20 protein-coding genes are annotated in these 21,858 nt (G+C 71.1%); 10 read left to right on the top strand and 10 right to left on the bottom strand.

Features of this window, described 5'->3' with window-relative positions; genetic code table 11:
* Nucleotides 1-258: 258 nt before the first annotated feature.
* Together ACFVUT_RS12435 and ACFVUT_RS12440 are read left to right on the top strand one after the other, a co-directional pair.
* Nucleotides 259-987: a hypothetical protein gene (locus ACFVUT_RS12435; protein WP_389652325.1), complete on the top strand. Its 729-nt coding sequence runs from the start codon at nucleotides 259-261 to the stop codon at nucleotides 985-987.
* A gap of 313 nt (nucleotides 988-1,300) precedes the next feature.
* A complete protein-coding gene (locus ACFVUT_RS12440; protein WP_389652059.1) occupies nucleotides 1,301-1,522 on the top strand; it encodes a hypothetical protein in 222 nt (73 codons plus the stop codon).
* A gap of 21 nt (nucleotides 1,523-1,543) precedes the next feature.
* Here the strand turns inward: ACFVUT_RS12440 and ACFVUT_RS12445 are convergent, their stop codons facing one another.
* Nucleotides 1,544-3,151 carry an AMP-binding protein gene (locus ACFVUT_RS12445; protein WP_389652057.1) on the bottom strand — a complete coding sequence of 536 codons (1,608 nt, stop codon included), beginning with the start codon at nucleotides 3,149-3,151 and terminating at the stop codon, nucleotides 1,544-1,546.
* Nucleotides 3,148-4,824 carry an AMP-binding protein gene (locus ACFVUT_RS12450; protein ID WP_389652054.1) on the bottom strand — a complete coding sequence of 559 codons (1,677 nt, stop codon included), beginning with the start codon at nucleotides 4,822-4,824 and terminating at the stop codon, nucleotides 3,148-3,150. The genes ACFVUT_RS12445 and ACFVUT_RS12450 overlap by 4 nt, the downstream gene beginning before the upstream one ends.
* Nucleotides 4,825-4,963: 139 nt before the next feature.
* On the opposite strand from ACFVUT_RS12450, the gene ACFVUT_RS12455 reads away from it, so the two are divergent.
* Complete coding sequence (locus ACFVUT_RS12455) at nucleotides 4,964-5,806, top strand: response regulator transcription factor (protein WP_389652051.1); 843 nt, start codon at nucleotides 4,964-4,966, stop codon at nucleotides 5,804-5,806.
* Between the two features lie 62 nt (nucleotides 5,807-5,868).
* Here ACFVUT_RS12455 and ACFVUT_RS12460 read toward each other — a convergent pair whose 3' ends face one another.
* Nucleotides 5,869-7,026: a winged helix DNA-binding domain-containing protein gene (locus tag ACFVUT_RS12460; RefSeq protein ID WP_389652048.1), complete on the bottom strand. Its 1,158-nt coding sequence runs from the start codon at nucleotides 7,024-7,026 to the stop codon at nucleotides 5,869-5,871.
* Nucleotides 7,027-7,157: 131 nt separating this feature from the next.
* On the opposite strand from ACFVUT_RS12460, the gene ACFVUT_RS12465 reads away from it, so the two are divergent.
* Nucleotides 7,158-8,033 carry a DMT family transporter gene (locus ACFVUT_RS12465; RefSeq protein WP_389652045.1) on the top strand — a complete coding sequence of 292 codons (876 nt, stop codon included), beginning with the start codon at nucleotides 7,158-7,160 and terminating at the stop codon, nucleotides 8,031-8,033.
* Nucleotides 8,034-8,251: 218 nt separating this feature from the next.
* Nucleotides 8,252-8,671 (top strand): cold-shock protein, encoded by a 420-nt coding sequence (locus ACFVUT_RS12470; protein WP_389652042.1) that lies wholly within the window; start codon nucleotides 8,252-8,254, stop codon nucleotides 8,669-8,671.
* Nucleotides 8,672-8,809: 138 nt separating this feature from the next.
* Here ACFVUT_RS12470 and ACFVUT_RS12475 read toward each other — a convergent pair whose 3' ends face one another.
* Entirely contained in the window at nucleotides 8,810-9,040 is a 231-nt protein-coding gene (locus tag ACFVUT_RS12475) for a DUF6296 family protein (protein ID WP_389652040.1), read from the bottom strand.
* A gap of 365 nt (nucleotides 9,041-9,405) precedes the next feature.
* Here ACFVUT_RS12475 and ACFVUT_RS12480 point away from each other — a divergent pair, with 365 nt between their 5' ends.
* Nucleotides 9,406-9,864 carry a DUF5709 domain-containing protein gene (locus tag ACFVUT_RS12480; protein ID WP_389652037.1) on the top strand — a complete coding sequence of 153 codons (459 nt, stop codon included), beginning with the start codon at nucleotides 9,406-9,408 and terminating at the stop codon, nucleotides 9,862-9,864.
* A 113-nt stretch (nucleotides 9,865-9,977) separates the two neighbouring features.
* On the opposite strand, the gene ACFVUT_RS12485 is transcribed toward ACFVUT_RS12480, so the two are convergent.
* Nucleotides 9,978-12,329, bottom strand: coding sequence for an ABC transporter permease (locus tag ACFVUT_RS12485; protein ID WP_389652035.1), 2,352 nt, complete (start codon nucleotides 12,327-12,329; stop codon nucleotides 9,978-9,980).
* Nucleotides 12,326-13,108, bottom strand: a complete 783-nt coding sequence (locus ACFVUT_RS12490; protein WP_389652032.1) for an ABC transporter ATP-binding protein — start codon at nucleotides 13,106-13,108, stop codon at nucleotides 12,326-12,328. The genes ACFVUT_RS12485 and ACFVUT_RS12490 overlap by 4 nt, the downstream gene beginning before the upstream one ends.
* Before the next feature lie 160 nt (nucleotides 13,109-13,268).
* On the opposite strand from ACFVUT_RS12490, the gene ACFVUT_RS12495 reads away from it, so the two are divergent.
* The 4 genes from ACFVUT_RS12495 to ACFVUT_RS12510 all read left to right on the top strand — a co-directional run bounded on the left by ACFVUT_RS12495 (nucleotide 13,269) and on the right by ACFVUT_RS12510 (nucleotide 18,560).
* Complete coding sequence (locus ACFVUT_RS12495; protein ID WP_389652029.1) at nucleotides 13,269-14,633, top strand: sensor histidine kinase; 1,365 nt, start codon at nucleotides 13,269-13,271, stop codon at nucleotides 14,631-14,633.
* A complete protein-coding gene (locus tag ACFVUT_RS12500; protein ID WP_389652026.1) occupies nucleotides 14,630-15,367 on the top strand; it encodes a response regulator in 738 nt (245 codons plus the stop codon). The genes ACFVUT_RS12495 and ACFVUT_RS12500 overlap by 4 nt, the downstream gene beginning before the upstream one ends.
* Nucleotides 15,368-15,531: 164 nt before the next feature.
* Nucleotides 15,532-15,900: a nuclear transport factor 2 family protein gene (locus ACFVUT_RS12505; protein WP_389652023.1), complete on the top strand. Its 369-nt coding sequence runs from the start codon at nucleotides 15,532-15,534 to the stop codon at nucleotides 15,898-15,900.
* Nucleotides 15,901-16,145: 245 nt separating this feature from the next.
* Complete coding sequence (locus tag ACFVUT_RS12510; protein WP_389652020.1) at nucleotides 16,146-18,560, top strand: endonuclease/exonuclease/phosphatase family protein; 2,415 nt, start codon at nucleotides 16,146-16,148, stop codon at nucleotides 18,558-18,560.
* Between the two features lie 100 nt (nucleotides 18,561-18,660).
* Here the strand turns inward: ACFVUT_RS12510 and ACFVUT_RS12515 are convergent, their stop codons facing one another.
* The 4 genes from ACFVUT_RS12515 to ACFVUT_RS12530 all read right to left on the bottom strand — a co-directional run bounded on the left by ACFVUT_RS12515 (nucleotide 18,661) and on the right by ACFVUT_RS12530 (nucleotide 21,844).
* Entirely contained in the window at nucleotides 18,661-19,578 is a 918-nt protein-coding gene (locus tag ACFVUT_RS12515; protein WP_389652017.1) for an alpha/beta fold hydrolase, read from the bottom strand.
* Nucleotides 19,579-19,599: 21 nt separating this feature from the next.
* The gene (locus ACFVUT_RS12520; RefSeq protein ID WP_389652014.1) at nucleotides 19,600-20,850 is read right to left on the bottom strand and encodes a beta-ketoacyl-[acyl-carrier-protein] synthase family protein; all 1,251 of its coding nucleotides are present in this window, start codon (nucleotides 20,848-20,850) and stop codon (nucleotides 19,600-19,602) included.
* Nucleotides 20,847-21,080, bottom strand: coding sequence for an acyl carrier protein (locus ACFVUT_RS12525; RefSeq protein WP_389652012.1), 234 nt, complete (start codon nucleotides 21,078-21,080; stop codon nucleotides 20,847-20,849). Before ACFVUT_RS12525 ends, ACFVUT_RS12520 begins: the two co-directional genes overlap by 4 nt.
* A gap of 359 nt (nucleotides 21,081-21,439) precedes the next feature.
* Nucleotides 21,440-21,844, bottom strand: coding sequence for a nuclear transport factor 2 family protein (locus ACFVUT_RS12530; RefSeq protein WP_389652009.1), 405 nt, complete (start codon nucleotides 21,842-21,844; stop codon nucleotides 21,440-21,442).
* Between the last annotated feature and the right edge of the window lie 14 nt (nucleotides 21,845-21,858).

Below are 21,858 nucleotides of genomic sequence, written 5' to 3' on the forward strand. Positions count from 1 at the left end.
ACTTCCCGTGGTCCGCCCCAGGTTCCGGTGGTCCGTCCCCCGCGAAGGCCGGCCGCACCGGGCCCGGCCCGGTGACGCGGATCGCCCCACGAAGTACGCCAAGTCGCCCCCAGAACCTCGCTCTTGGTGGACCATGGGGATACGGAGCGGAGCCGGCCCGTATCAGTCGGCGTCGGCGCGTTTCGGTGCGCCGCCGCGTCTCGGTGCGCCGGTACGGCCCGTCGCCCGGGGCGCGTCCGAAGCCGGAGGGAGTTCATGGTGGAGTCGGTGCCGGTACGCTGCCCGGCCTGTCGCCGCGACCACACGTACAGCCCGCCGGTCTACCCCTGCCCGTGCGGTGCGCCGACCGCCCCGCCCGTGCTGCGCGGCGCCCCGATCGTCCCGATCACGCACCGCACCTGGAACGACGACTGGGTGGCGGTGCGCTGTCACGCCTGCGGGCGCGAGGACCAGTGGCCGCAGCCGGAGCTGTGCTGCCCGTGCGGGGCGGTGCTGCGGATACCGGTCAGGCCGGTGGCGGAGACCGACAGCGCCCCCGAACCCGGTGGCCGGGCCCGGCCCGGCCGGCCGTCCCACATCCCCCTGCCGCGTACGGCGCCGCCGCCCAGACCGGCGTTCCGGCCCCTGCCCGTCCGTACGGCGGGCGACGCGGTCGCGAGCGCCGCCCGGTATCTCGAATGGCTGGGCTACCGCGATGTCGTACAGCCTGCGGAACGCACTCCCGCGCGGATCGACCTGCGGGCCGCCGGGCTGATCGCCCAGGTCGACACGGAGACCCGTCCGACCACTCCGCGCGATGTCGAGTGCCTCTGGCTGAACGCGCAGAGCGCGTCGGTCACGAGCGTCCTCTTCTCACTGGCGGGGTACGCGCCGGACGCCGAGGAACGGGCGGACGGCCTCGGCATCCCGCTCTTCCTCATGGACCTCACGGGAGCGCCGCGACCGGTCAACAGTCCGGCGGACGAGCTGATCAGCACCGGCGCCTGAGAGCCTGTCGGGTGGCCTCTGGCCGGAAAGCCTCTCGCACGTAGCGTGGAACGCGCCGGACCACGCCCGGCTCGGCCTCCGCACGCCGGGCGAGGCCGAACTGACCGACGGACTGCGGAAGATCAGGGCTGAGAAGGCCGAACACGGCCTGGACCGCCGGCCGAGGGTCTGCACGCGGTGCGGTCTTCGGGCCGCCGGGCGCGGCCCACTCCTCAGCGGAACCGAACGGCAACAGTGAGTGTTATCGGTCACGTTCGAGCCGTGGGCCACAAATGTTCGGTTGGTTGTCAGTGGCGGGCCTTAAGGTAGGGCCATGGTTTTAACTCCACGACACACCCCGCCTTTCGGCCCGTCGCGCACGACCCGTCCGACGTCCTCGTCCGCCGCCGAGGCGAACGAGGCAATACGGGCGCTGGTCGACGCACGAGCCGGACAGGACTGGTCCGCCGTGGAGTCCGCCGCCTATGAGGTTCTGCTGATCGAGTGGGCCGCGGCGACCCGGGGCGACGCCGGCGACATCATCGAGGCCGCCTGACGGCGCCCCTTCGCCCGGGTCCTACTGGCCGTAGCGCTCACGTAGTTCGATCTTGCGGACCTTCCCGCTGACCGTCATCGGGAAGGCGTCCAGGATCTGGAGCCGTCGCGGGACCTTGTAGTGTGCCAACTGTTCGTGGCAGAAGTCCGCCACCTCCTCCAGGGTCGGCGGGGCCGCCGGATCCACCGGGATGACGCAGGCCAGGATCTCTTCGCCGTAGGTGTCGTCCGGTATACCCACCACCTGCACATCCGCGACCTTCGGATGGCTGTGGAGGAACTCCTCGACCTCCCGCGGATAGACGTTCTCACCACCGCGGATGATCACGTCCTTGATCCGGCCGACGATCTGCACATAGCCGTCCTCCCGCATCACCGCGAGATCCCCGGTGTGCATCCAGCGGCCCGCGTCGATCACTTCCCTCGTGCGCTCGGGCTGCTCCCAGTAGCCGAGCATCACGCTGTAGCCCCGGGTGCAGAGTTCGCCCGCCGCGCCCCGCTCCAGAGTCACCCCGGTCACCGGATCGACGACCTTGACCTCAAGATGCGGCATGACACGGCCGACGGTCCCCGTGCGGCGCTCCAGGTCGTCGTCACGACGGGTCTGCGTGGAGACCGGCGAAGTCTCCGTCATGCCGTAGCAGATGGACACCTCGGCCATGTGCATCTCGGCGACGACCCGCTTCATCACCTCGGCGGGGCAGGGCGATCCGGCCATGATGCCGGTGCGCAGCGAGGACAGGTCGTACGAGGCGAAGTCGGGGAGGTTCAGTTCCGCGATGAACATGGTGGGGACGCCGTAGAGCGAGGTGCACCGCTCCTGCTGCACGGCTGCCAGCACCGCTTTCGGCTCGAAGGCGGGGGCCGGGATCACGATGCAGGCACCGTGCGAGGTGATGCCGAGGTTGCCCATGACCATGCCGAAGCAGTGGTAGAAGGGGACGGGCAGGCAGACCCGGTCCTGTTCGGTGTAGGTGACCAGTTCACCCACGAAGTAGCCGTTGTTGAGGATGCTGTGGTGGGAGAGCGTGGCGCCTTTGGGGAATCCGGTGGTGCCGGAGGTGTACTGGATGTTGATCGGGTCATCGCAGGACAACTCGGCTTCCCGTGCCGCGAGTTGTCGGTCCGTCACGGATATGGAGGATGCCAGCAGTTCGTCCCAGGACGGGTCGCCGATGTAGTGCACGGCACGCAGGTCCGGGCAGTTCACGCGGACCCGGTCGACCAGGGCGCGGTAGTCGCTGGTGCGGTGCGAGAGCGAGGAGACCAGGAGCGATATCCCGGCCTGGTTCAGTACGTACTCCAGCTCGTGCGCCCGATAGGCCGGATTGATGTTGACCATGACGGCGCCCATGCGGGCCGTGGCGTACTGCACGAACACCCACTCGGGGCAGTTGATCGCCCAGATCCCGACCCGGTCCCCCTTGGCCACCCCCGACGCCATCAGCGCGCGGGCCAGTTCCTCGACCACCGCGCCGAATTCGGCATACGTCCAACGTCGCCCCGAGGCGACGTCGACCAGCGCCTCGCGCTCACCGAACGCCTCGATCGCGCGGTCCAGATTGCGTCCTATGGTGTCGCCGAGCAGTGCCGTGGTGCCGGTGCCGTGCGCGTAGGACGGTTCACTCATCGCAGCTCCCCCTCGTCGTACTCGGTGCCGGTGCCCCGGGCCGTGCGCTCGCGCAGTTCGATGCGGCGGATCTTGCCGGAGACGGTCTTGGGCAGCTCGGCGAACTCCAGCCTGCGGACCCGCTTGTACGGGGCGAGGACCGCCCGGGAGTGCTCGAACAGCACCTTCGCCGTGTCCGGGCCGGGCTCCCAGCCCTCCGCGAGCACGACGTACGCCTTCGGCACGGCGAGCCGTACCGGATCGGGGGCCGGGACGACGGCCGCCTCGGCGACCGCCTCGTGCTCCAGCAGGGCGCTCTCCAGCTCGAACGGCGAGATCTTGTAGTCGGATGCCTTGAAGACGTCGTCGGCACGGCCGACATACGTGATGTAGCCGTCCTCGTCGCGGGAGCCGATGTCTCCGGTGCGGTAGTAACCGCCCGCCATGGCCTCGGCGGTCCGCTCCGGGTCGCCGTGGTAGCCGGTCATCAGACCCACCGGGCGCTCCGACAGGTCGAGGGAGATCTCGCCCTCGGTCGCGCCGGGCTCGCCGGTGACCGGGTCCAGGAGCTCGACCTTGAAGCCGGGGGTGGGCCGGCCCATCGATCCGGCCTTCAGGAGCTGCCCCGGGGTGTTGGCCACCTGGACGGCGGTCTCGGTCTGGCCGAAGCCGTCCCGGATGGTGACGCCCCAGGTGCGCCGCACCGTTTCGATGACCTCCGGGTTCAGGGGCTCACCGGCCGCGACGACCTCACGCGGCGGGGTCTTCAGCTGCGAGAGGTCGGCCTGGATCAGCATCCGCCAGACCGTGGGCGGGGCGCAGAAGCTGGTGACGCCGGAGCGGTCCATCTCGGCCATCAGCCGGCCCGCGTCGAAGCGGGTGTAGTTGAAGATGAAGACGGTCGCCTCGGCGCTCCAGGGCGCGAAGAGGTTCGACCAGGCATGCTTGGCCCAGCCGGGCGAGGAGATGTTGAGGTGGACGTCCCCGGGCTTGAGACCGATCCAGTACATCGTCGACAGGTGACCCATGGGGTAGGAGACGTGGGTGTGCTCGACGAGCTTGGGGCTGGCGGTCGTACCGGAGGTGAAGTAGAGCATCAGCGGCTCGTCGGCGTCGGTCTCGCGGTCCGCGGCGTACGTCTCCGGCTGGTCGTCCGCTCCGGTGTACGAGAGCCAGCCGGGCACGTCCGCGCCGACCGAGATCCGGGTGTAGTCGCCGGGCACCTCGTCGAACTTGGCGGCGTCGGTGTCCCGCACCAGGACGTGCCGGACCCGGCCGCGGTCCACCCGGTCACGCAGATCGACCGGGCCGAGGAGCGGGGTGGCGGGGATGACGACGGCGCGCAGTTTCATCGCGGCGAGTGCCGTCTCCCACAGTTCGACCTGGTTGCCGAGCATGACGAGGATGCGGTCCCCGGCACGCACCCCCTGGGCGCGGAGCCAGTTCGCGGCCTGGTTGGAGCGCGCGGACATCCGGGCGAAGGACACCTCGGTGCGACCGCCGTCCTCCTCCACGATGTGCAGCGCGGTGCGGTCGTTGTTCTCGGCGATGGCGTCGAACCAGTCGAGGGCCCAGTTGAAGTGGTCGGTCCGGGGCCAGCTGAAGCCTTCGTAGGCCGCGCGATAGTCCTCGCGGTGCTGGAGCAGAAAGTCCCGGGCGGCCCGGAACGTCTCCGTCGCGCTGGTTGCCGACATATGCCCTCCTCATTGCGGACCGGACCGGTCGCTTAACATGATGTAAACAGTGACTCAGGTCTCACCACCCCCGAACGGGGGGTGCGGCACGAGGGCCCGTCGAGCTCCCGCGGCCTGGACCGGGCAGAGAGGCGTCAGCGTGCCGGAATCCGTCGACGCGGTCGATATGCAAGCGGCGCTGCTGCGGCTGCGCCGGACCAGTGGACTGCCCGTGGCCTTCGGCGGACTGCTCTCGGACGCCCGTCATGCCCGGATCGCCGAGCTGAACGGGGCGCAGACCACCGCCCTGCGCGGGCTCGTCATCTCGGCGGGCAGCGGGCTCGGCGGCAAGTCGATCGCCCTGTCCCGGCCGTGTGCGGTGACCGACTACCACTCCTCCCGTCACATCAGCCACGAGTACGACATGGCGGTGGCGACGGAGGGCCTGCGCTCGGTGGTCGCGGTGCCCGTCGTCGTGCGACGCAAGGTACGCGGCGTCCTGTACGGGGCGCTGCGCGAGCCGCTGACGCTCGGGGACCGCACCTTCGACGCGGCGGTCGCCGCCGCCCGCGATGTGGAGCAGGCCCTGGTCGTACGGGACGAGGTGCAGCGGCTTCTCGCCGTGACCCGGGAGCAGGTCACGGATCCGAGCGCGGCGCCGGGGGCCTGGGAGGACGTCCGCGAGGTCCACCGTGAGCTGCGTGCCCTGATCCCGAAGGTCGCCGACCCGGCGCTGCGCGACGAGTTGCTTTCGGTGTGCGGGCGGCTCGCGTCGGCGGCCGGAGCGCGTACGCCGCGGGCCTGCGGGGTGCACCTGGCGCCGCGTGAGGTGGACGTGCTGGCCTGTGTGGCCGCCGGGGCGACGAACGCGGTGGCGGCGCAGCGGCTGGGGCTGCGGCCCGAGACGGTGAAGGGGTATCTGCGGGCGGCGATGCGCAAGTTGGGCGCGCGCACACGCCTGGAGGCGGTAGTGGCGGCACGACGCGCGGGGCTGCTGCCCTGAGAGATGGCGGCCGGACAGCCGGCCGCCGTATACATGTACGGCTCAACGGTTACGTGCGCGGCTCAACGGTCGAAGTCGACGAACGCCGCGAACCGGATGTCGTATTCATGCGTGTCGGCGGCTTTCGGCGTCATCGTGGAGAGCATCCGGACGGCCTCTTCCGTGACGGCGTCGCGATCGGCCGGGCTCATTCTGCCGAGCGGCTGCACGGTGAGGCCCGTCGTTCCCGGTCCGGTGGCGTCGGCGCCGCTCCCGAGCCGCCAGACCGCCGCGAGGAATCCGTCGACCAGCACCGTGCCGTACGCCTGGTTGCCGTTCCCGTTGCGCCCCCGGTACTGCGGCGGGATGACGCGTGTGCGGTCCGCGTGGCCGAGCAGCACGTTGTCGAACTCGGGCAGGAAGCGCGGCGGGGCGGGCGTGTCCTCGTCGGGGCGCGGGGCGTCGGGCAGGTCGAAGAGCTCGACGCCGTTCTCGTCCCGGAAGGTGATGAGCTGCGGCCGCAGCCGTTCGAAGACCTCCCGCAGCCGGGTCAGTCCGGCCCATGTCTGCATGTCCTGCACGGAGGCCGGCCCGAAGGCCCCGAGATAGCGCAGCACGGTGGCGTCGGGGGCGGGGACCGGCTCCGACGGGCTGCCCAGCCAGTGCTCCGCGGTGGTCAGCGCCACCTGACCACTCCTCCCCCACACCCCTCGCGGCGTGACCTGGACCAGCGGCAGCAGACAGCGTGCGGCCACGCCCAGGGCCTGCGGGTCGGCGTCGGGCCACTCGGCGTGCAACGCCTCGCGGAGCTCCTTGGGGGTACGGGGCCGCTCCTCGACGAGTTCTCTGCCGAGCGCCCGGAGCCGGTCCGTGTCCACCCCGACGAGCCCCTTGCGGAACGTCCTGAGCTCCCGGTCGCGCGCGGCCTGGACGAGCGGGCGCAGGGTGAGCGCGTCGGCCGCGGTGTGCAGGTGGATGGTGGAACGCAGGGTGACGATCCGGACCACTTGGCGGGACTCCATCAGCCCGGCGAGCTCGGCCGGGACGAAACCGTCGAGGCGGGCGAAGAGCTGGTAGTACGGCGGCTTGGTGTTCTGCGCCTGGAGACCGAGCAGGTGCCCGACGGCGTCCTGCGCGGACATCGCGGTCCGGCGGAGCAGCAGCTGACGCTCCAGCGTGGCGCGGCCCAGCGCGCGCGGCGAGAGTACGGCGGGTGCGGCGGAGTTCGTGTGCGCGACCATGGACGGCAGGCTACGGGGACTTGCGGACATCTTCTGTCCTCATTGCGGGCCGTGCTCCGGTTCGCGCGTGCCGCCATGCCGTCGGCACGCGGCAGCCCGGATCGTGGGCGGTCCGCCCGCATCATGGACGGGTGATCAGTGTCCTGTTCGCCATCCTGACCGCGATCAGCAACGGCGCCGCCTCCGTTCTCCAGCGCCGTGCCGCCCGCACCGTGCCCGACAGCCAGGCGATGCACCTGTCGCTGATCAGGAATCTGCTGCACCGGCGGCTGTGGCTCGCCGGGATCGGCCTGGTGATCGTCGCGGCCGTGTGCCAGGCCGTGGCACTGGCCACCGGACCGATCGCCCTGGTTCAGCCGATCTTCGTGATCGAACTGCCGGCCACACTGCTCCTGGCCGGCTTCGTCATGCGGGTCCGGATCTCCCGGGAGATCTGGCACGCGGTGATGGCCGTGACCCTGGGGCTGGCCCTCGGCATGGCCTCGGCGGCCCCGGGCGGCGGCAGCAGCTCCGTACCGGGCACGGCCTGGATCACGACGCTGATCCTGACCGGAATCTTCGAGGCCGTGCTGATCGGGACCGCCCTGAGCACACGCGGCAACCTCCGTGGAGCGTTGCTCGGTCTCTCCGCCGCCTGTGGGTACGCCCTCACCGCCGCGCTCATGAAGGACGCCATGGCACAGCTCGAAGGGAGCGGTGGAGGAATGGCGCTCCTGACGTCCTGGCAGCTGTACGCCACCGCCGCGGCCGGAGTGGGTGCGCTGTTCCTCCTCCAGAACGCCCTCCAGGCGGGCACGCTCGTCGCCGTCCAGCCGCCGCTCACCCTCGGCGACGCGCTGATCAGCGTTCTGTACGGGGTGATGCTGTTCGGCGAGGACGTGCGCACCGGGTGGTGGGTGCTGCCCGAGCTGGTGGCGCTCACCCTGATCACGGTGGGGTGTGTCCAACTGGCCCGCTCCCCGCTCGCGTCAGGAACCGCGCCGCTCCCCGAACGCAAGCTGCGGTGAGCCCGCCGCGGCCGCGCCGGGAGTCCGGGGCCGGCCCGGACGGTGAATCCCCGCTCGACCCGGACGATGAATCCCGGCTCGATCCGGACGGCGAATCCCGGCTCGATCCGGACGATCCCCCTCGCCGGGGTCGCGCCGCGCGGCCCCGCGGGACTATTCTCCGGACCAGCCTTGTGTGGCAGACGAGCAAGGGGCTCGTTTCTTTCTTGGGGGTTGGTGTGGTTTCTGGTCGCGTGGTGCGGTTCGACGGCGCACGGGGATATGGCTTCATCTCACCCGAACACGGCGGTGAGGATGTGTTTCTCCATGTGAATGATTTGTTGATCCCGGAGTCGTATGTACATACGGGTACGGCGGTCGAGTTCGAGATCGAGGACGGTGACCGAGGACTGAAGGCGTCGTCCGTACGGCTCGCCGAGGGGCCCGACGGGAAGCCACTGACTCCTCCGAGGCATGGCACGCTCCATTCCGGGGCGGACGACGACACCCTGTGCGACGTGCTCAGTGCGGCCGAGTTCACCAGGGACGTGACCGACGTCCTGCTGGAGTCGGCGCCCTCGCTGACAGGTGCTCAGATCCTGCAGATCCGGAGCGGGTTGCTGCAGTTCGCCAAGAACCACAGCTGGACCGAGGGCTGACGGGGCGGAGCGCGACAAGCCCGCTGTTCCGCGACACCCGGGCCGTTCCGGTCACGCATGGGCGCCCGGGTGTCCGTCCTGCTGCGGCACGAGCATGGGGGCCGTCCGGATCACGATCCGGACGGCCCCCATGCCACGTCACACACTCGGCTCCCGCACCACCAGCGGCGTCCCGAGCACCTGGTGCCCGCCGCTGGCCAGCATGCGCACCTCTCCCCGGTCGCTGATCTCGGCGCGCACGATTCCGGTCTCGTCCTCGTAGACCGGGTATCCACCCGCCCCCGACTGCGCCGTACGCCGGACGATCACCGTGTCGTCCTCCACTGCGGACGACTGAAATACCAGCTGGTAGCTCTCCGGGTAATCCATGGTGGATGTCCCTCGTCGCACTCCGGGCCGGGAAAGAGGCACCCCGGCCCGTCGGGATTTCGGATTCCTTCCACTCGTCGCGGACGATTCCGCCTCACCTCCAGTTTCCTCCGGCGCCCCTCGCACCGCATCCAGGAGATCCGGCGTCCGCCCGCCTCCGGTCCAGGAGATCCGGCGTCCGCCCGGACGGGCCCCCGCGCCCGGTCTGCGCCCCACGGCTGCGGGCTCGTACCCCGGCCATCTATCCTGAAGCCATACGGCCGGTTCGACGGCACTCGGGCGCATACCGGAGCTTTGCCCCCTTTCCCCGAGTCGCGTGTGCGGCGTGCACGCCCGGGATCCCCGAATCCGGGAAGGGACACACCATGAAGGATGCCGACATGGGAGACGATGTCTACCAGCCCCAGCGCCCTGAGGCCTCCGACCTCACCGAGCAGCTCGACATCGAGGACACTCTGGAGAACCGGGCGGGTCTGACCGACCTGCTCGATGAGGGCTACTCACCCCCCGAACGGCCGTGGGCGGTCGAGGACCAGGGCACCACGGCCGCCGAACAGCACAGGGGCGAACCCCTGGAGCGCCGTCTGGAGCGGGAGCTGCCCGAGGTGGACGAAGCCGACGGCGACGACCTGGGGGATCTGTCCGACGGTGACGGCGAACTCTGGGACGCGGAGGTCGGTACGGTACGCGCCGGCCGTCTCACCCGGCAGCTCGACATCAACGAGCCGGACACCCTGGCAGCCGAGGATGTCGGGATCGACGGTGCGGCGGCGTCGGCCGAAGAAGCGGCCGTGCATGTCATCTCTGACGCCCAAGGGCAATGAGCTCCGGAACTCCCGCTTCCCGCACGCCAGTTGGAGGGAACCGGCCGACCGGCCCCACCGCTCCCTGCGGTGGGGGTCGATGGCACGAGCTCTGAACCTGCCCTCCTGTTCGGCTATTCGGTGCGCAGGGCCGTGGCGGTCCGGGTCCTGGCGGCCCAGCCGGCGGGCAGGAGCGCACCGAGGGTGGCGATGAGCAGGCCGCCGAGCGCGAGCGGGAGCAGTTCGGCCCCGTGGTAGACGGCGATGACGGAATCGGGCAGGCGGAGCCCCACGCTGTCGCCCATCGCGGGCATGACCCAGCCGTGCAGGGCCACGCCGAGCGGCACGCCCAGCGTTCCCGCGACCAGTCCGGTCACGACGACCGAGGTGATGACCATCGCGACAGTCTGCCGGGGGGTCATGCCGAGCGCCTTGTGGACACCGAGTTCCCGGACGCGCTCGCGGGTGTCGAGCAGCACACCGATGAACACACCGAGCGCAGCGACGGCGACGAGCATCAGGGTGAGGAGCACGGACAGCGCGTTGAGCGTGACGACCACGTCGCCGCCGGCGTGGAGTCCGCCGGCCCGAGCTGTGGCCCCCAGCGGTGCCAGGTCCTTGTTCAGCGCGTCGACGTAGCCGGTCACGTCGGTGCCTGACGTGACCGCGATGTGATGGCTCGTCTCCGTCAGGTCGGGATGTGCGGCGGTGAGGGTCGAGGCGTCGGTGAAGACCTGCATGCCGTTGTTGCGGGGGTCGAGGACCTCACCGACGATCCGGACCGCGACCGGCTCGACCAGACCGTTCAGGGTGACGGTGTCGCCGACGCGGGTGCCGGTGGCGGCCAGGAAGGGGGTCGGGACCACGGCCTCGCCGGGCGTGTCGATCCAGCGGCCCGAGACCATCGTGTAGCCACCCCAGGAGGCGTCGCCGGTGAAGGCGACCACGTCGATGGTGCCGGTCAGGCCGGACACGGTCGCCCGTACCGTCGCGGCTCTGTAGTACTTCCCGGTTCCGGCGGCGGCCTCGATGGCCGCGGCGACCGCGGCGGGATCGACCTCGGGCTGCTTCTCGCCGGGGCCAGGGCCTTGGGGGCCGAAGTCCGGCAAGGGCGCAGGCACGACGACATCGGCGGCGTCGTGGGCCTTGGCTTTCATCACCTGGCCGAGCGAGGCGCCCATCCCCACGGTGAACGTGACGGCGATGGCGCCGAGCAGGATCGCCGTGCCCATGGCCAGCGCGCGGGCGGGCCGCGCGAAGGGCCGGGTCAGGCCCAGGGCGAGCGGCTGCGGCAACGGCAGCAGCCCGGCCAGGCGGGCCGCCCACCGGCCGCGCCCCGCCGAAGCGTTACGCCCGACGGCGAGTGCGTCGACCGTGCGCAGCCGCCCGGCCCGCCAGGCACTCGCCCACGCGGTCGCCGCCACCAGGCCGAGCACCCCGGCGATCACCGCCAGGTCGACCCAGGGGGCGATGGCCAGGGACGAGGTGCCGTAGACCTCCTCGGTCTCGGCCAGGACGGGCACGGCGAGCAGGTGGCCGGCGAAGATCCCGAGAGCCGTGCCGACGGCGGCCGGAATCAGTGCCTGGCCCACGTAGGCCCGCACGACCTGGGCCGGGGTGAGGCCGACGGCCTTGAGGATGCCGATGCGGCGCGTTCCCGAGCCGACGGCCGACGCGACGACGTTCCCGACGATGAGCACCGACATGACCAGGCCCAGGACACCGAACGCGATCAGGAAGGGAACGTAGAGGGCGGTGTCGCGCTCGGCGCTCTTCCTGACGGTGAGCCATGACTGTTCGCCGACGGCTGTTCCCGGCGGCAGGGATTTCGTCACGGCCTTGCCGCCCGCGGTGATCTGCGCGGCGGTGCCCGCGTCGGTGAAGCGGTAGAGCATCTGGTAGCCGCCGCTGCCGGGCGCGGTGAGCGCCGGCATCTGGGACGGAACCACCCAGGCGTCAGCGGTCCGGGTGACCGAGCGGGCCACACCGACCACCGTCAGTGCCGGGTCGCCGGGCAGATCGGGAAAGGCGAGCTTCATGCCCATGGTCGGGAAGAGCGAGGAAGCGGCGGACAGCACGATCTCGCCGGAGTGTGTGGGCCACCGCCCGTCCAGGAGTGCCACCCCATCCACGTCCCGGCCGGGATCGCCCCGGCCGACCACGGTCATCGGCCACCCGGGGCCCGCCCCGTCCGACCGCGGCGTGACCGTCGCCGTACGGAACGGCCCGGCCGCCCCGCTCACCCCTCCGGCGTCCTTGGACTTCGACAACTGCCCGGCACTCACCTTGCCCGCGTCGAACTGCACGGACAGATGCGCGCCGTGCTGCTTGGCGAAGGCGTCGTCGAAGGGCGCGCCGGACACCACGAGCAGCGATCCGCCGAGGACGGAGGCGGCCACCGCCATCATCGTGGCGAGCCCGATCACCAGCGTCTGCACCCGGCGTCGTCCCACCCCCGAGCGCACCACCTTGCCGAGCGCGCTCATCGGACGGCCTCCGAGGCGGCGGCCTGCGGATCGACGGACTGCGGGGCGACGGACTGCGGATCGACGGACTGCGGGTCGACGGACTGCGGGTCGACGGACTGTGACCGGACGTCTTCGGTGATCCGGCCGTCGGCGATCCGGACGGTACGGTTCGTGCAGGACCGGGCCAGAGCCAGGTCGTGGGTGACCACGACGATGGTCTGGCCCTCGGCGTTGAGGCCGGTGAGCAGCCTGCTGGCGTCCTGTCCCGCGGCCGTGTCCAGAGCCCCGGTCGGCTCGTCGGCCAGGAGCAGCGCCGGCCGGTTCATCAACGCCCGGGCCACCGCGACGCGCTGCCGCTCACCGCCGGACAGCCGCCCCGGGTAGGCGCGGGCGTGCCGGTCGATGCCCAGCTGTTCCAGGAGTTCCGCCGTCCGGCGGTCCGCCTCGCCACGTGCCATACCCGCAAGGCGCGCGGGCAGGACGACATTGTCGGTGACGGTCAGGTCGTCGAGCAGGTTGAAGAACTGGAAGACCATGCCGATCTTCGACCGCCGGTAGAGCGCCGATCCGGCTTCGCCCAGCTGGTCCACCCGCACCCCGTCCACGGTGACGGTTCCCGTATCGGGCCGGTCCAGGCCCGCGATCAGATTGAGCAGCGTGGACTTGCCGCTGCCGGAAGGGCCGAGGATCGCGACGGCCTCGCCGGGCCGCACGGTCAGCGACGCCTCGTACAGAGCGGGCGGGCCGTCGTCGTATCGGCGGCTCACCGCGCGCAGCTCGATCACCGGCGTGGTCATAAAGGACTCCTCAGGTACGGGCAGCTGGCTCCGCGAACGCTAGGAGCGGGCCCGCCCCGCACGCGTCGCCCGCCCGAACCCCTTGCGGTACCGCGCCGGGACGATCCCCGGAAACGTCATCCCTGCGATGTAGGCGGGTGATGTATCCGGTGCGGCGGGAATGGCCACCGGGACGGACTCGACGGGGCCGGGCGGCGGCGACAATGAACCGGTGAGGGACGTACGTACGACGCTGGGGCTGCTGCGGGAAGCCGCCCGCCGGACGGTCCGCGACGCCGGGCTTCCGAGTGGTCCACCGCTGCGGCCGTCCCGGCGCGCCTGGCAGTTCGACGTGCTGGTGGCACTGGTCATCGGCATCAGCACCGTCTACTACGGCATCGACAATGCCAACAACTTCGTGGTGCGTGAGATCGCACCCGGCGTGGAGCGCGTCATAGCGCGTCCGTCCGGCCCCGGCGGCCTGGCCTTCATGGTGACCCTCGCGGCCATCGCCTCGGGTGCCCTGGCGCTGCGCCGCCGCTACCCGCTCGCCGTGCTGTGCGTCGTGACGGCCGCGACACTGGCGACACCGCAGAGCGTCCTGCGGCTGACCTTCTACGCGTTCGTCATCGCCGTCTACAGCGCCGCTGTGTACAGCCCGTACCGGGTGGCGACCCTGGTGGCGCTGCCGGTGTCGGTCGTCCTGGTCGGCACCTCGGGGAACTCGGTGACACCGATCGTCCCCAACGAATACATCGCCCTGTTGATCCTGGTCCCGATGGCCGTGGCCGCTGTCGGCCTGCGTACCTGGAAACTCCGGACCGACGAGGGCCGCACCCGGCTCTCCGTCCTGGAACGCGAACAGGCCGAGGCGCTGCGCCGGGCCGTCGAGCATGAGCGGGCCAGGATCGCCCGCGAACTGCACGACGTCGTGACGCACAACGTCAGCGTGATGATCATCCAGGCGGGCGCCGCCCGCACGATCATGAGAACCTCCCCCGAGCAGGCCGGTGATGCGCTGCTCGCCGTCGAGGCGGGCGGGCGTGCGGCCATGACCGAACTGCGCCACGTCATGGGACTGCTCACCATGGCCGACGAGGACGAGGGGACGGGTGGAGGCGCGGACCGGGCCGATACGGCGGCGGAGCTGGCCCCGCAACCCGGCCTGGACCAGCTGGAAACGCTGGTCGGACGGGTCCGGGACACCGGGCTGCCCGTCGACCTGGCCGTGACCGGCCCGCCCCGCCCCCTCCCGCCCGGCCTCGAACTCGCCGCCTACCGCGTGGTCCAGGAAGCCCTGACCAACACCGTCAAGCACGCGTCCGGTGCCACCGCCGCCGTGACCGTCGAGTACGGTCCGGAACGGCTCCGGGTGGAAGTCACCGACACCGGTGGGCATCCGAGCGGGGGCGCGACTGCCGGAAACGGCCGGGGCCTGATCGGGCTGCGCGAGCGCCTCGCCGTCCACGACGGATCCCTGAACACCGGCCGACGCCTGACCGGCGGGTACCGTGTGGAAGCGCTGATCCCCCTGGAGGCACCGTGACCGAGCCGCTGCGTGTGCTCCTCGCCGACGACCAGACCCTGGTCCGCACCGGATTCCGGTTGATCCTCGGCGCTGACGGCATCGACGTCGTCGCCGAGGCGGCCAACGGGACCGAAGCGGTCGAAGCGGTCCGCCGCACACGTCCCGACGTGGTCCTGATGGACGTCCGGATGCCCGAGATGGACGGCCTGGAGGCCACCCGCCGCATCCTCACCGCTCCCCGGGCTCCCCACTCCGTTCGAGCAGGGGAGACCGCGTTCCCCGGCGAACCCCGCGTCATCATCCTGACCACCTTCGACCTCGACCGCTACGTCTACGCTGCGCTGTCCGCCGGGGCCAGCGGCTTCCTCCTCAAGGACGTCACCCCCGAGCATCTGACCGCGGCCGTCCGCACGGTCCGTACCGGCGACGCCCTCCTCTCGCCCGCCATCACCCGCCGCCTCGTGCAGCGGTTCGCCCGGCGCGGCAGCGACGCCGACGCCCTCCACCGCGACCTCGCCTCGCTCACCCCGCGCGAACTGGAGGTCCTCGGCCTGCTGGCCCGAGGGCTGAGCAACGCCGAACTCGCCACCCATCTCCACCTGGCCGAGGCGACCGTCAAGACGCACGTCGCCCGCATCCTCGCCAAGCTCAAACTCCGTGACCGTGTCCAGGCCGTCATCGTCGCCTACGAGACAGGGCTGGTCAGCGTCGGCGCACACGACGCCGCCCAGCAGCCGACCGAGCGGATGTAGACCGCGGCGGTGACGTGGGATCAGCAGGTCCGCGCACGCCCCGACAGGCCAACGGCCATGACCTCGGAGGTAATCGACGCCCTCGGCGGCATCGGACATCGTGTTCCTCGTCAGCGCATCGGAGCCCGGCCGCAGGGGCGGGAGGCGAGGAGAGGAACACCACGATGACCGCATATGAGGACGCCGTTCAGCGCTACTTCGCCGCCTGGAACGCGGCCACTCCCGAGGATCTGGAAAAGGCCGTCGCGGCCGCCTTCACCGAGTCGGCCACCTACACCGACCCGCTGGCGGACGTGCGTGGTCACGAGGAGCTGGCGGCCACGATCAACGGGGTCCACCAGCAGTTCCCCGGCTTCGAGTTCCGGCCGGCCGGCAGCCCGGACGGGCACCACGACATCGTCCGCTTCAGCTGGGAGCTGGCCTCCACCGCCGACGGCTCGGCGCCCGTCGCCGGCTCGGATGTGCTCGCCCTCGCCGACGACGGGCGCATCGCTTCGGTCAGCGGCTTCCTCGACCGGGTGCCCGGAGCCTGAACAACGAGTCGGTTGCCCTGGCCACTTCGCGTTCCCGGTCCTCTTCCACCCTCCACGGTAGGCAACCTTTCGGTTGCCCGGCGAACGGGCCCGGCCCGGTGTCTCCCCCACCGCACGTCCCGCCCCTCGCCGCAAACCCCCTCCCGGTCGCCGGAACGATTTCTCGAATTAACTTCTGATCTCTTGTCACCACTGGTTCTACGCGCATAGCTTTTGCTCTCACCACACTTCGGGAGCAGCTCACCGTGTACCTTTCCAGACCCCGTTCCGTCCTGCTGGCCTGCGCCGTCGCCGTGACGCTCTCGGCCACCGCGCTGCCCGCCGCCCTCGCGGCTCCGTCCTCGACCGCCGTGATCTCCGAGGTGTACGGCGGTGGAGGCAACTCGGGTGCGACATTCACCCACGACTTCATCGAGCTGGCCAACGCCGGTTCCGCCGCCTACGACCTGTCCGGTCTGACCGTGCAGTACCTGCCGGCCTCGCCTTCCGCGAGTTCGCTGTGGCAGGTCTCCGCGCTGAGCGGGTCCGTCGCCCCCGGCGGCCGCTACCTCGTCGCCGAGGCCGCGGGCACCGGCGGCACCGTGGCCCTGCCGACTCCGGACGCCGGCGGCTCGATCGCGATGGCGGCCGGCGGCGGAACCGTCGCGCTCGTCTCCGGCACGACTCCGCTGACCTGCAAGACGGCGGCCGACTGCGCGGCCGACACGCGGATCGTGGACCTCGTCGGCTACGGCTCCGCCGTCGTACGGGAGGGCAGCGGCCCGGCGGCCGGAGCGTCGAACACCTCATCGGTGGCGCGCGGTACGTCCCTCGCCGACACCGACGACAACGCCGCCGACCTGACCGCGGGAACCCCGACACCGGTCAACGCGGCGGGCGAGACATCCGGCTCCGGCCCGGAGGACCCCGGCGGTCCGACCGAGCCCGGCACCGTCCGGATCCACGACATCCAGGGCACCACCCGGGTGTCGCCGCTGGACGGCCGATCGGTGACCGGCGTCCCCGGCATCGTCACCGGAGTACGCACCACCGGTTCGCGCGGCTTCTGGATCCAGGACACCGAGCCGGACGCGGACGCCCGCACCTCCGAGGGCGTCTTCGTCTACACCGGCTCGGCCGCACCGGAGGTCGCCGTGGGCGACTCGGTGCTGGTCAGCGGCACGGTGGACGAGTACTACCCGTCGTCCACCACCCAGTCGGTCACCGAGATCACCGCCCCGAAGACGACCGTCGTGTCCTCGGGCAACACGCTGCCCGAACCGGTCGTGCTCGACGCGGCCTCGGTGCCGGACGCGTACGCCCCGTCGGCGGACGGCGGCTCAATCGACGCGCTGTCCCTCGATCCGTCGGCGTACGCACTCGACCTCTACGAATCGCTCGAAGGCGTCCGGGTCCAGATCTCCGACACCCGGGTGACGGGTGCGACGACCGCGTACGACGAGGTCTGGGTGACCGTCAAGCCGGACCAGAACCCGACCCGGCGCGGCGGCACGCTGTACTCCTCGTATGTCGACCAGAACTCCGGCCGCATCAAGGTGATGTCGCTCGACCCGGCCCAGCCGGTCCCCGTCGCCAATGTGGGCGACGTGCTGTCCGGGCAGACGACCGGCATCGTGGACTACGCGTCGTACGGCGGCTACAACCTCCAGGCGACCGAGCTCGGCACACTCACCGACCACCACCTCCGGCGCGAAGTCACCCGGAAGCAGAAGGGCGGCGAGCTGGCCGTCGCCACGTACAACGTGGAGAACCTGGACGCCCTCGACGAGCAGGCCAAGTTCGACACCCTCGCCGAGGGCATCGCGGTCAACCTGTCCTCCCCGGACGTCGTGTCGCTGGAGGAGATCCAGGACGACAACGGCGCGGTGAACGACGGCACGGTCGGTTCCGAGGCGACGCTGAAGCGGTTCACCGACGCGATCGTCGCCGCGGGCGGCCCGCGGTACGACTGGCGCTACATCGCTCCCGAGAACAACAAGGACGGCGGCGAGCCCGGCGGCAACATCCGTAACGTCTTCCTCTTCAACCCCAAGCGCGTCGACTTCGTGGACCGCGCGGGCGGCGACGCGACCACCGCCGTGACCGCGGTGAAGACGAAGAAGGGCGTGACGCTTTCCGCGTCGCCCGGCCGGATCGCCCCGACCAGCGACGCGTGGGCCGACAGCCGCAAGCCGCTCGTCGGCGAGTTCCGCTTCCACGGCCAGTCGGTCTTCGTCATCGGCAACCACTTCGGGTCCAAGGGCGGCGACCAGCCGCTGCACGGCCGGTACCAGGAGCCGCAGCGCAGCTCGGAGACCAAGCGGGTGAAGCAGGCGGCGGAGGTGAACACCTTCGTCAAGTCGCTGCTGGCCGCCGACGACTCGGCCCGGGTCATCACGCTCGGCGACCTCAACGACTTCGCGTTCTCCCCGACGATGGACGCGCTGACACAGGGCAAGGTGCTCAAGCCCCTGATCACCACGCTGCCCGCGAACGAGCAGTACAGCTATGTGTACGACGGCAACTCGCAGACGCTGGACCACATCCTGACCAGTCCCGGCATTCGCCGCTTCGACTACGACGTGGTGCACATCAACGCGGAGTTCGCCGACCAGGCGAGCGACCACGACCCGCAGATCGTGCGGGCGAACGTCAACGCCGAGGGCAACGGCGGGCACTGACCTCCGGGTCCGCGGGTGGGGTCGGCCGGTCGCCGGACGGCTCCACCCGCGTCATGCCCCGGTGGACCGGGGCGAGAGCGTGACCGCGTGGCTCCGTCGGTCATCCCTCGCGCACCGGCCGCACCCCCGCCGACTGGCGCGGGAGTGCGGCCGGGCCCGGCTCCGGCTCCGGCTCCGGCTCCGGCTCCGGCGCGCGGTCGGTGAAGAAGCGGGCCACGAGCTCCGCGACATGGTCCGGGCGTTCCAGGACGACCCAGTGGTCGGACTCCCCGATCGTGACGAACCTGCTGCCCTCGATCGTGTCGGCGAACGCGCGCTGTCGCTCGGGTGAGGTCACCGTGTCGTGCTCGCCCGCGAAGACGAGGGCCGGTACGCCGGCCAGTCCGCCGGAGAAGTCCGGCCGGTGCTCCAGCGCCCGGTGCAGCGACCGCGCCGCGTGCGGGGAGTGCGTCAGGGCGTACAGGAACGAACGGCGGACGTAGCGCTGCGCCAACTCCCGGCGGTGGACCGTGCGTTCCGGGTCCAGACACATCAGCTGCGCGGCGGCCAGGGTGGCGAGCCCCGCCATGTCACCGGCCGCCAGCCGGGCGACGGCGCGGCCCCACTGGATCCGCTGCCCTTCGCTGATGTGGGCCGGTACGCCTCCGAGTGCCAGCCGTGCGATGCGGCCGGGGTGCCGCTGCGCGCAGGCGAAGGCGATCGACGTGCCGTAGGAGAACCCGAAGAGGTTGACCCTGGGGACCTCCAGGTCGTCGATGATGCCGGTGACGGCGGCACGCAGGATCTCGTCCCCGGCGCCGGCCGGCAGCGGGTCCGCACCTCCCATACCGGGCAGGTCGGCGGTGACGACGGAGGCGAACGGGCCCAGGTGGTCGTCCATCTGGGGCCACCCGTACATCCCCTGGAGCGCGCCGCCGAGAACGACGACCGGCTCGGTGCACGGCGAGGGCTGCCGCAGCACCCGGTAGCCGTAGCGCAGTCCGTGCACCGTGAGGGTCCGGACGATCTCCTCGGCCATGGTGGTTCCCTCGCTTCCGGGTCAGGCCCTGGTCAGGACGAGTGCGGCGTTGTGGCCGCCGAATCCGAGCGAGGTCTTGACGGCCGCGTCGAACGCTCCCGGCCTGGCCTCCTTGCGCACCACGTCGAGGGGAATCCCGGGGTCGGGCACGTCGAGATTCACGGTGGGCGGGACCAGCCGCTGCTGGAGCGCGAGCACGGTCAGCGCGGTCTCGATGCCGCCGGCGGCGCCGAGGGTGTGCCCGGTCATCGCCTTCGTCGAGGTGACCAGGGGGTGCTCGCCGAGAACCCGGCGCAGCATCGTCGCCTCGATGAGGTCGTTGGAAACGGTTGAGGTGCCGTGGGCGTTGACATGCCCGATGTCCGAGGCGCCGACCCCGGCGTCCGCGAGCGCGGTGCGCAGCGCCCGCTCGATGCCGAGGCCCTCGGGGTCCGGGGCGACGGCGGAGTAGGCGTCGCTGGAGGCCCCGTATCCGGCGATGTGCGCGCGGACGGTGGCGCCCCGGGCCCGGGCGTGTTCCGGACGTTCCAGTACGAGGAGTCCGGCTCCCTCGCCGACGACGAAGCCGTCCCGGTGGGTGTCGAACGGCCGGCAGGCCGTCTCGGGGTCGTCGCGCCGGGTGGAGACGGCCTTCAGCTGGCAGGCGCTCGCGATCAGGAGCCGGGAGCAGACCGATTCGGCGCCGCCCGCGATGGCGATGTCGCAGGCTCCGGTGCGGAGCATCTGGTGTGCGGTGCCGAGGGCGACGGTGCCGGACGAGCACGCGGTGGAGACGGCCTGGCTCGGACCTCGGGCGCCGAGGTCCGTGGCGACGCTGCTGGCCGCTCCGTTGACGACGGTGAGGGGGGCGAGCTTCGGGGAGACGCGGCGTGCGCCGCGTTCGGCGAGGACGGCGTGCTGCTCGTCATGGAAGGGCAGTCCGCCGTGCGCGGAGCCGATGACGACGGCCACCCGGGCGCTGTCCCAGACCGAGGGGTCGAGGCCGGCGTCGGCGACGGCCTCGCGGGCCGCGAGGACAGCCAGTTGCGAGAAGCGGTCCATCAGCCGGGCAACGGCCACCCCGAGCAGGGCTCTCGTGTCCAGACCGGTGATGGTGTACATGAAGTCGCAGGGCAGGTCGTGGAGTTCGGGCCGTCGCAGGACAGAGGGCGGGGTGTCCGCCTCGCAGACCGCGCGCCAGGTGGCGTCCGCGCCCGCACCCGCGGCGGTGACCATCCCGATCCCGGTGACGGCGGCGGCGAACGGCGCGGGGCGCCACGGACGGGCCGTCATGCCGCCGCCTTGCCGTGCACCGCGGACACGAGTTCCTCGACGGTGTTCCGGGACGTCAGCTGGACATCGTCCAGATCGATGCCCATGCGGTCCTCGATGAGGAGCCGAAGTTCTTCCAGGGCCAGTGAATCCAGACTGAGTTGACGGAGCGACACCTCTGGCCGGACGGCGAGGGGGTCGGTTCCGAAGTTCGCCACCAGCAGGGTGGTGATCTTTTCCGCCGTGCTCATACGGCACTCCTGCGCTCTCGTACGCGGCGACGCCCTGCCGCGTGAGGTGTGAGTGCCGTTCGGGGGACGCCGGCTGATCCGGAGGAACCCTTTATACGCCTTCGTGAAGAGGACACCGGTCCGCGTTCCCCCGTGCGGAGGCGGTCCGGCCAGGTGTGCGAATTACCCGGTGTCTCAGGGTGCCGCCTGCCGCTTCGGTGGTGCCTGTGGTTCGGGTGTCGCCAGTGGTGCCGGTGGTGCCCTTGTCCTTCAGCGGGGGAGCCCGGCGGATTCGCTTCACTCTGCAGGCACCGTCGGTATCGACCCGGACGAGCCATGACCCGAGTGGGTGCGGTTGCGGCGCGGCCTTCGGCGCTGGGTCAGGTTCCGGCGATATTCCTGCCCGGCATCGGCTCCGCGAGTGCTGTCCGCCATTCAGGCGCACCGAAGGCGTCCGCGAAGTACTGCGTCTCGTGCACCACGTGCCCGTGGGCGAATTCCATGATGCTCACGGAGTAGCTGGGCACGCCGTCGTACGTGATGACACACTCGCTCACCCACAGATCGCCGCTGCCGACGATCCGGTGGACGGTGAAGTGCCGGTTGGCGGGGTGACCGCCCCGTTGCGCCGAAATCGTCGCGCGGCCCCGGAATCGTTCACCTGACTGGGGGTAGTCGAGGATCGCGTCCGCAGCGTAGATGGCGTGCTCGGCCTCGGTATCTCCACGCTCCGATGCCCGCCAGTGTTCCGCGAGTGCGGCCCTGGTCCGGATATCAGCATCCATCACGTTGTCCCTTC

Source organism: Streptomyces sp. NPDC058051 (genome assembly GCF_042885475.1).
Taxonomy (GTDB): domain Bacteria; phylum Actinomycetota; class Actinomycetes; order Streptomycetales; family Streptomycetaceae; genus Streptomyces.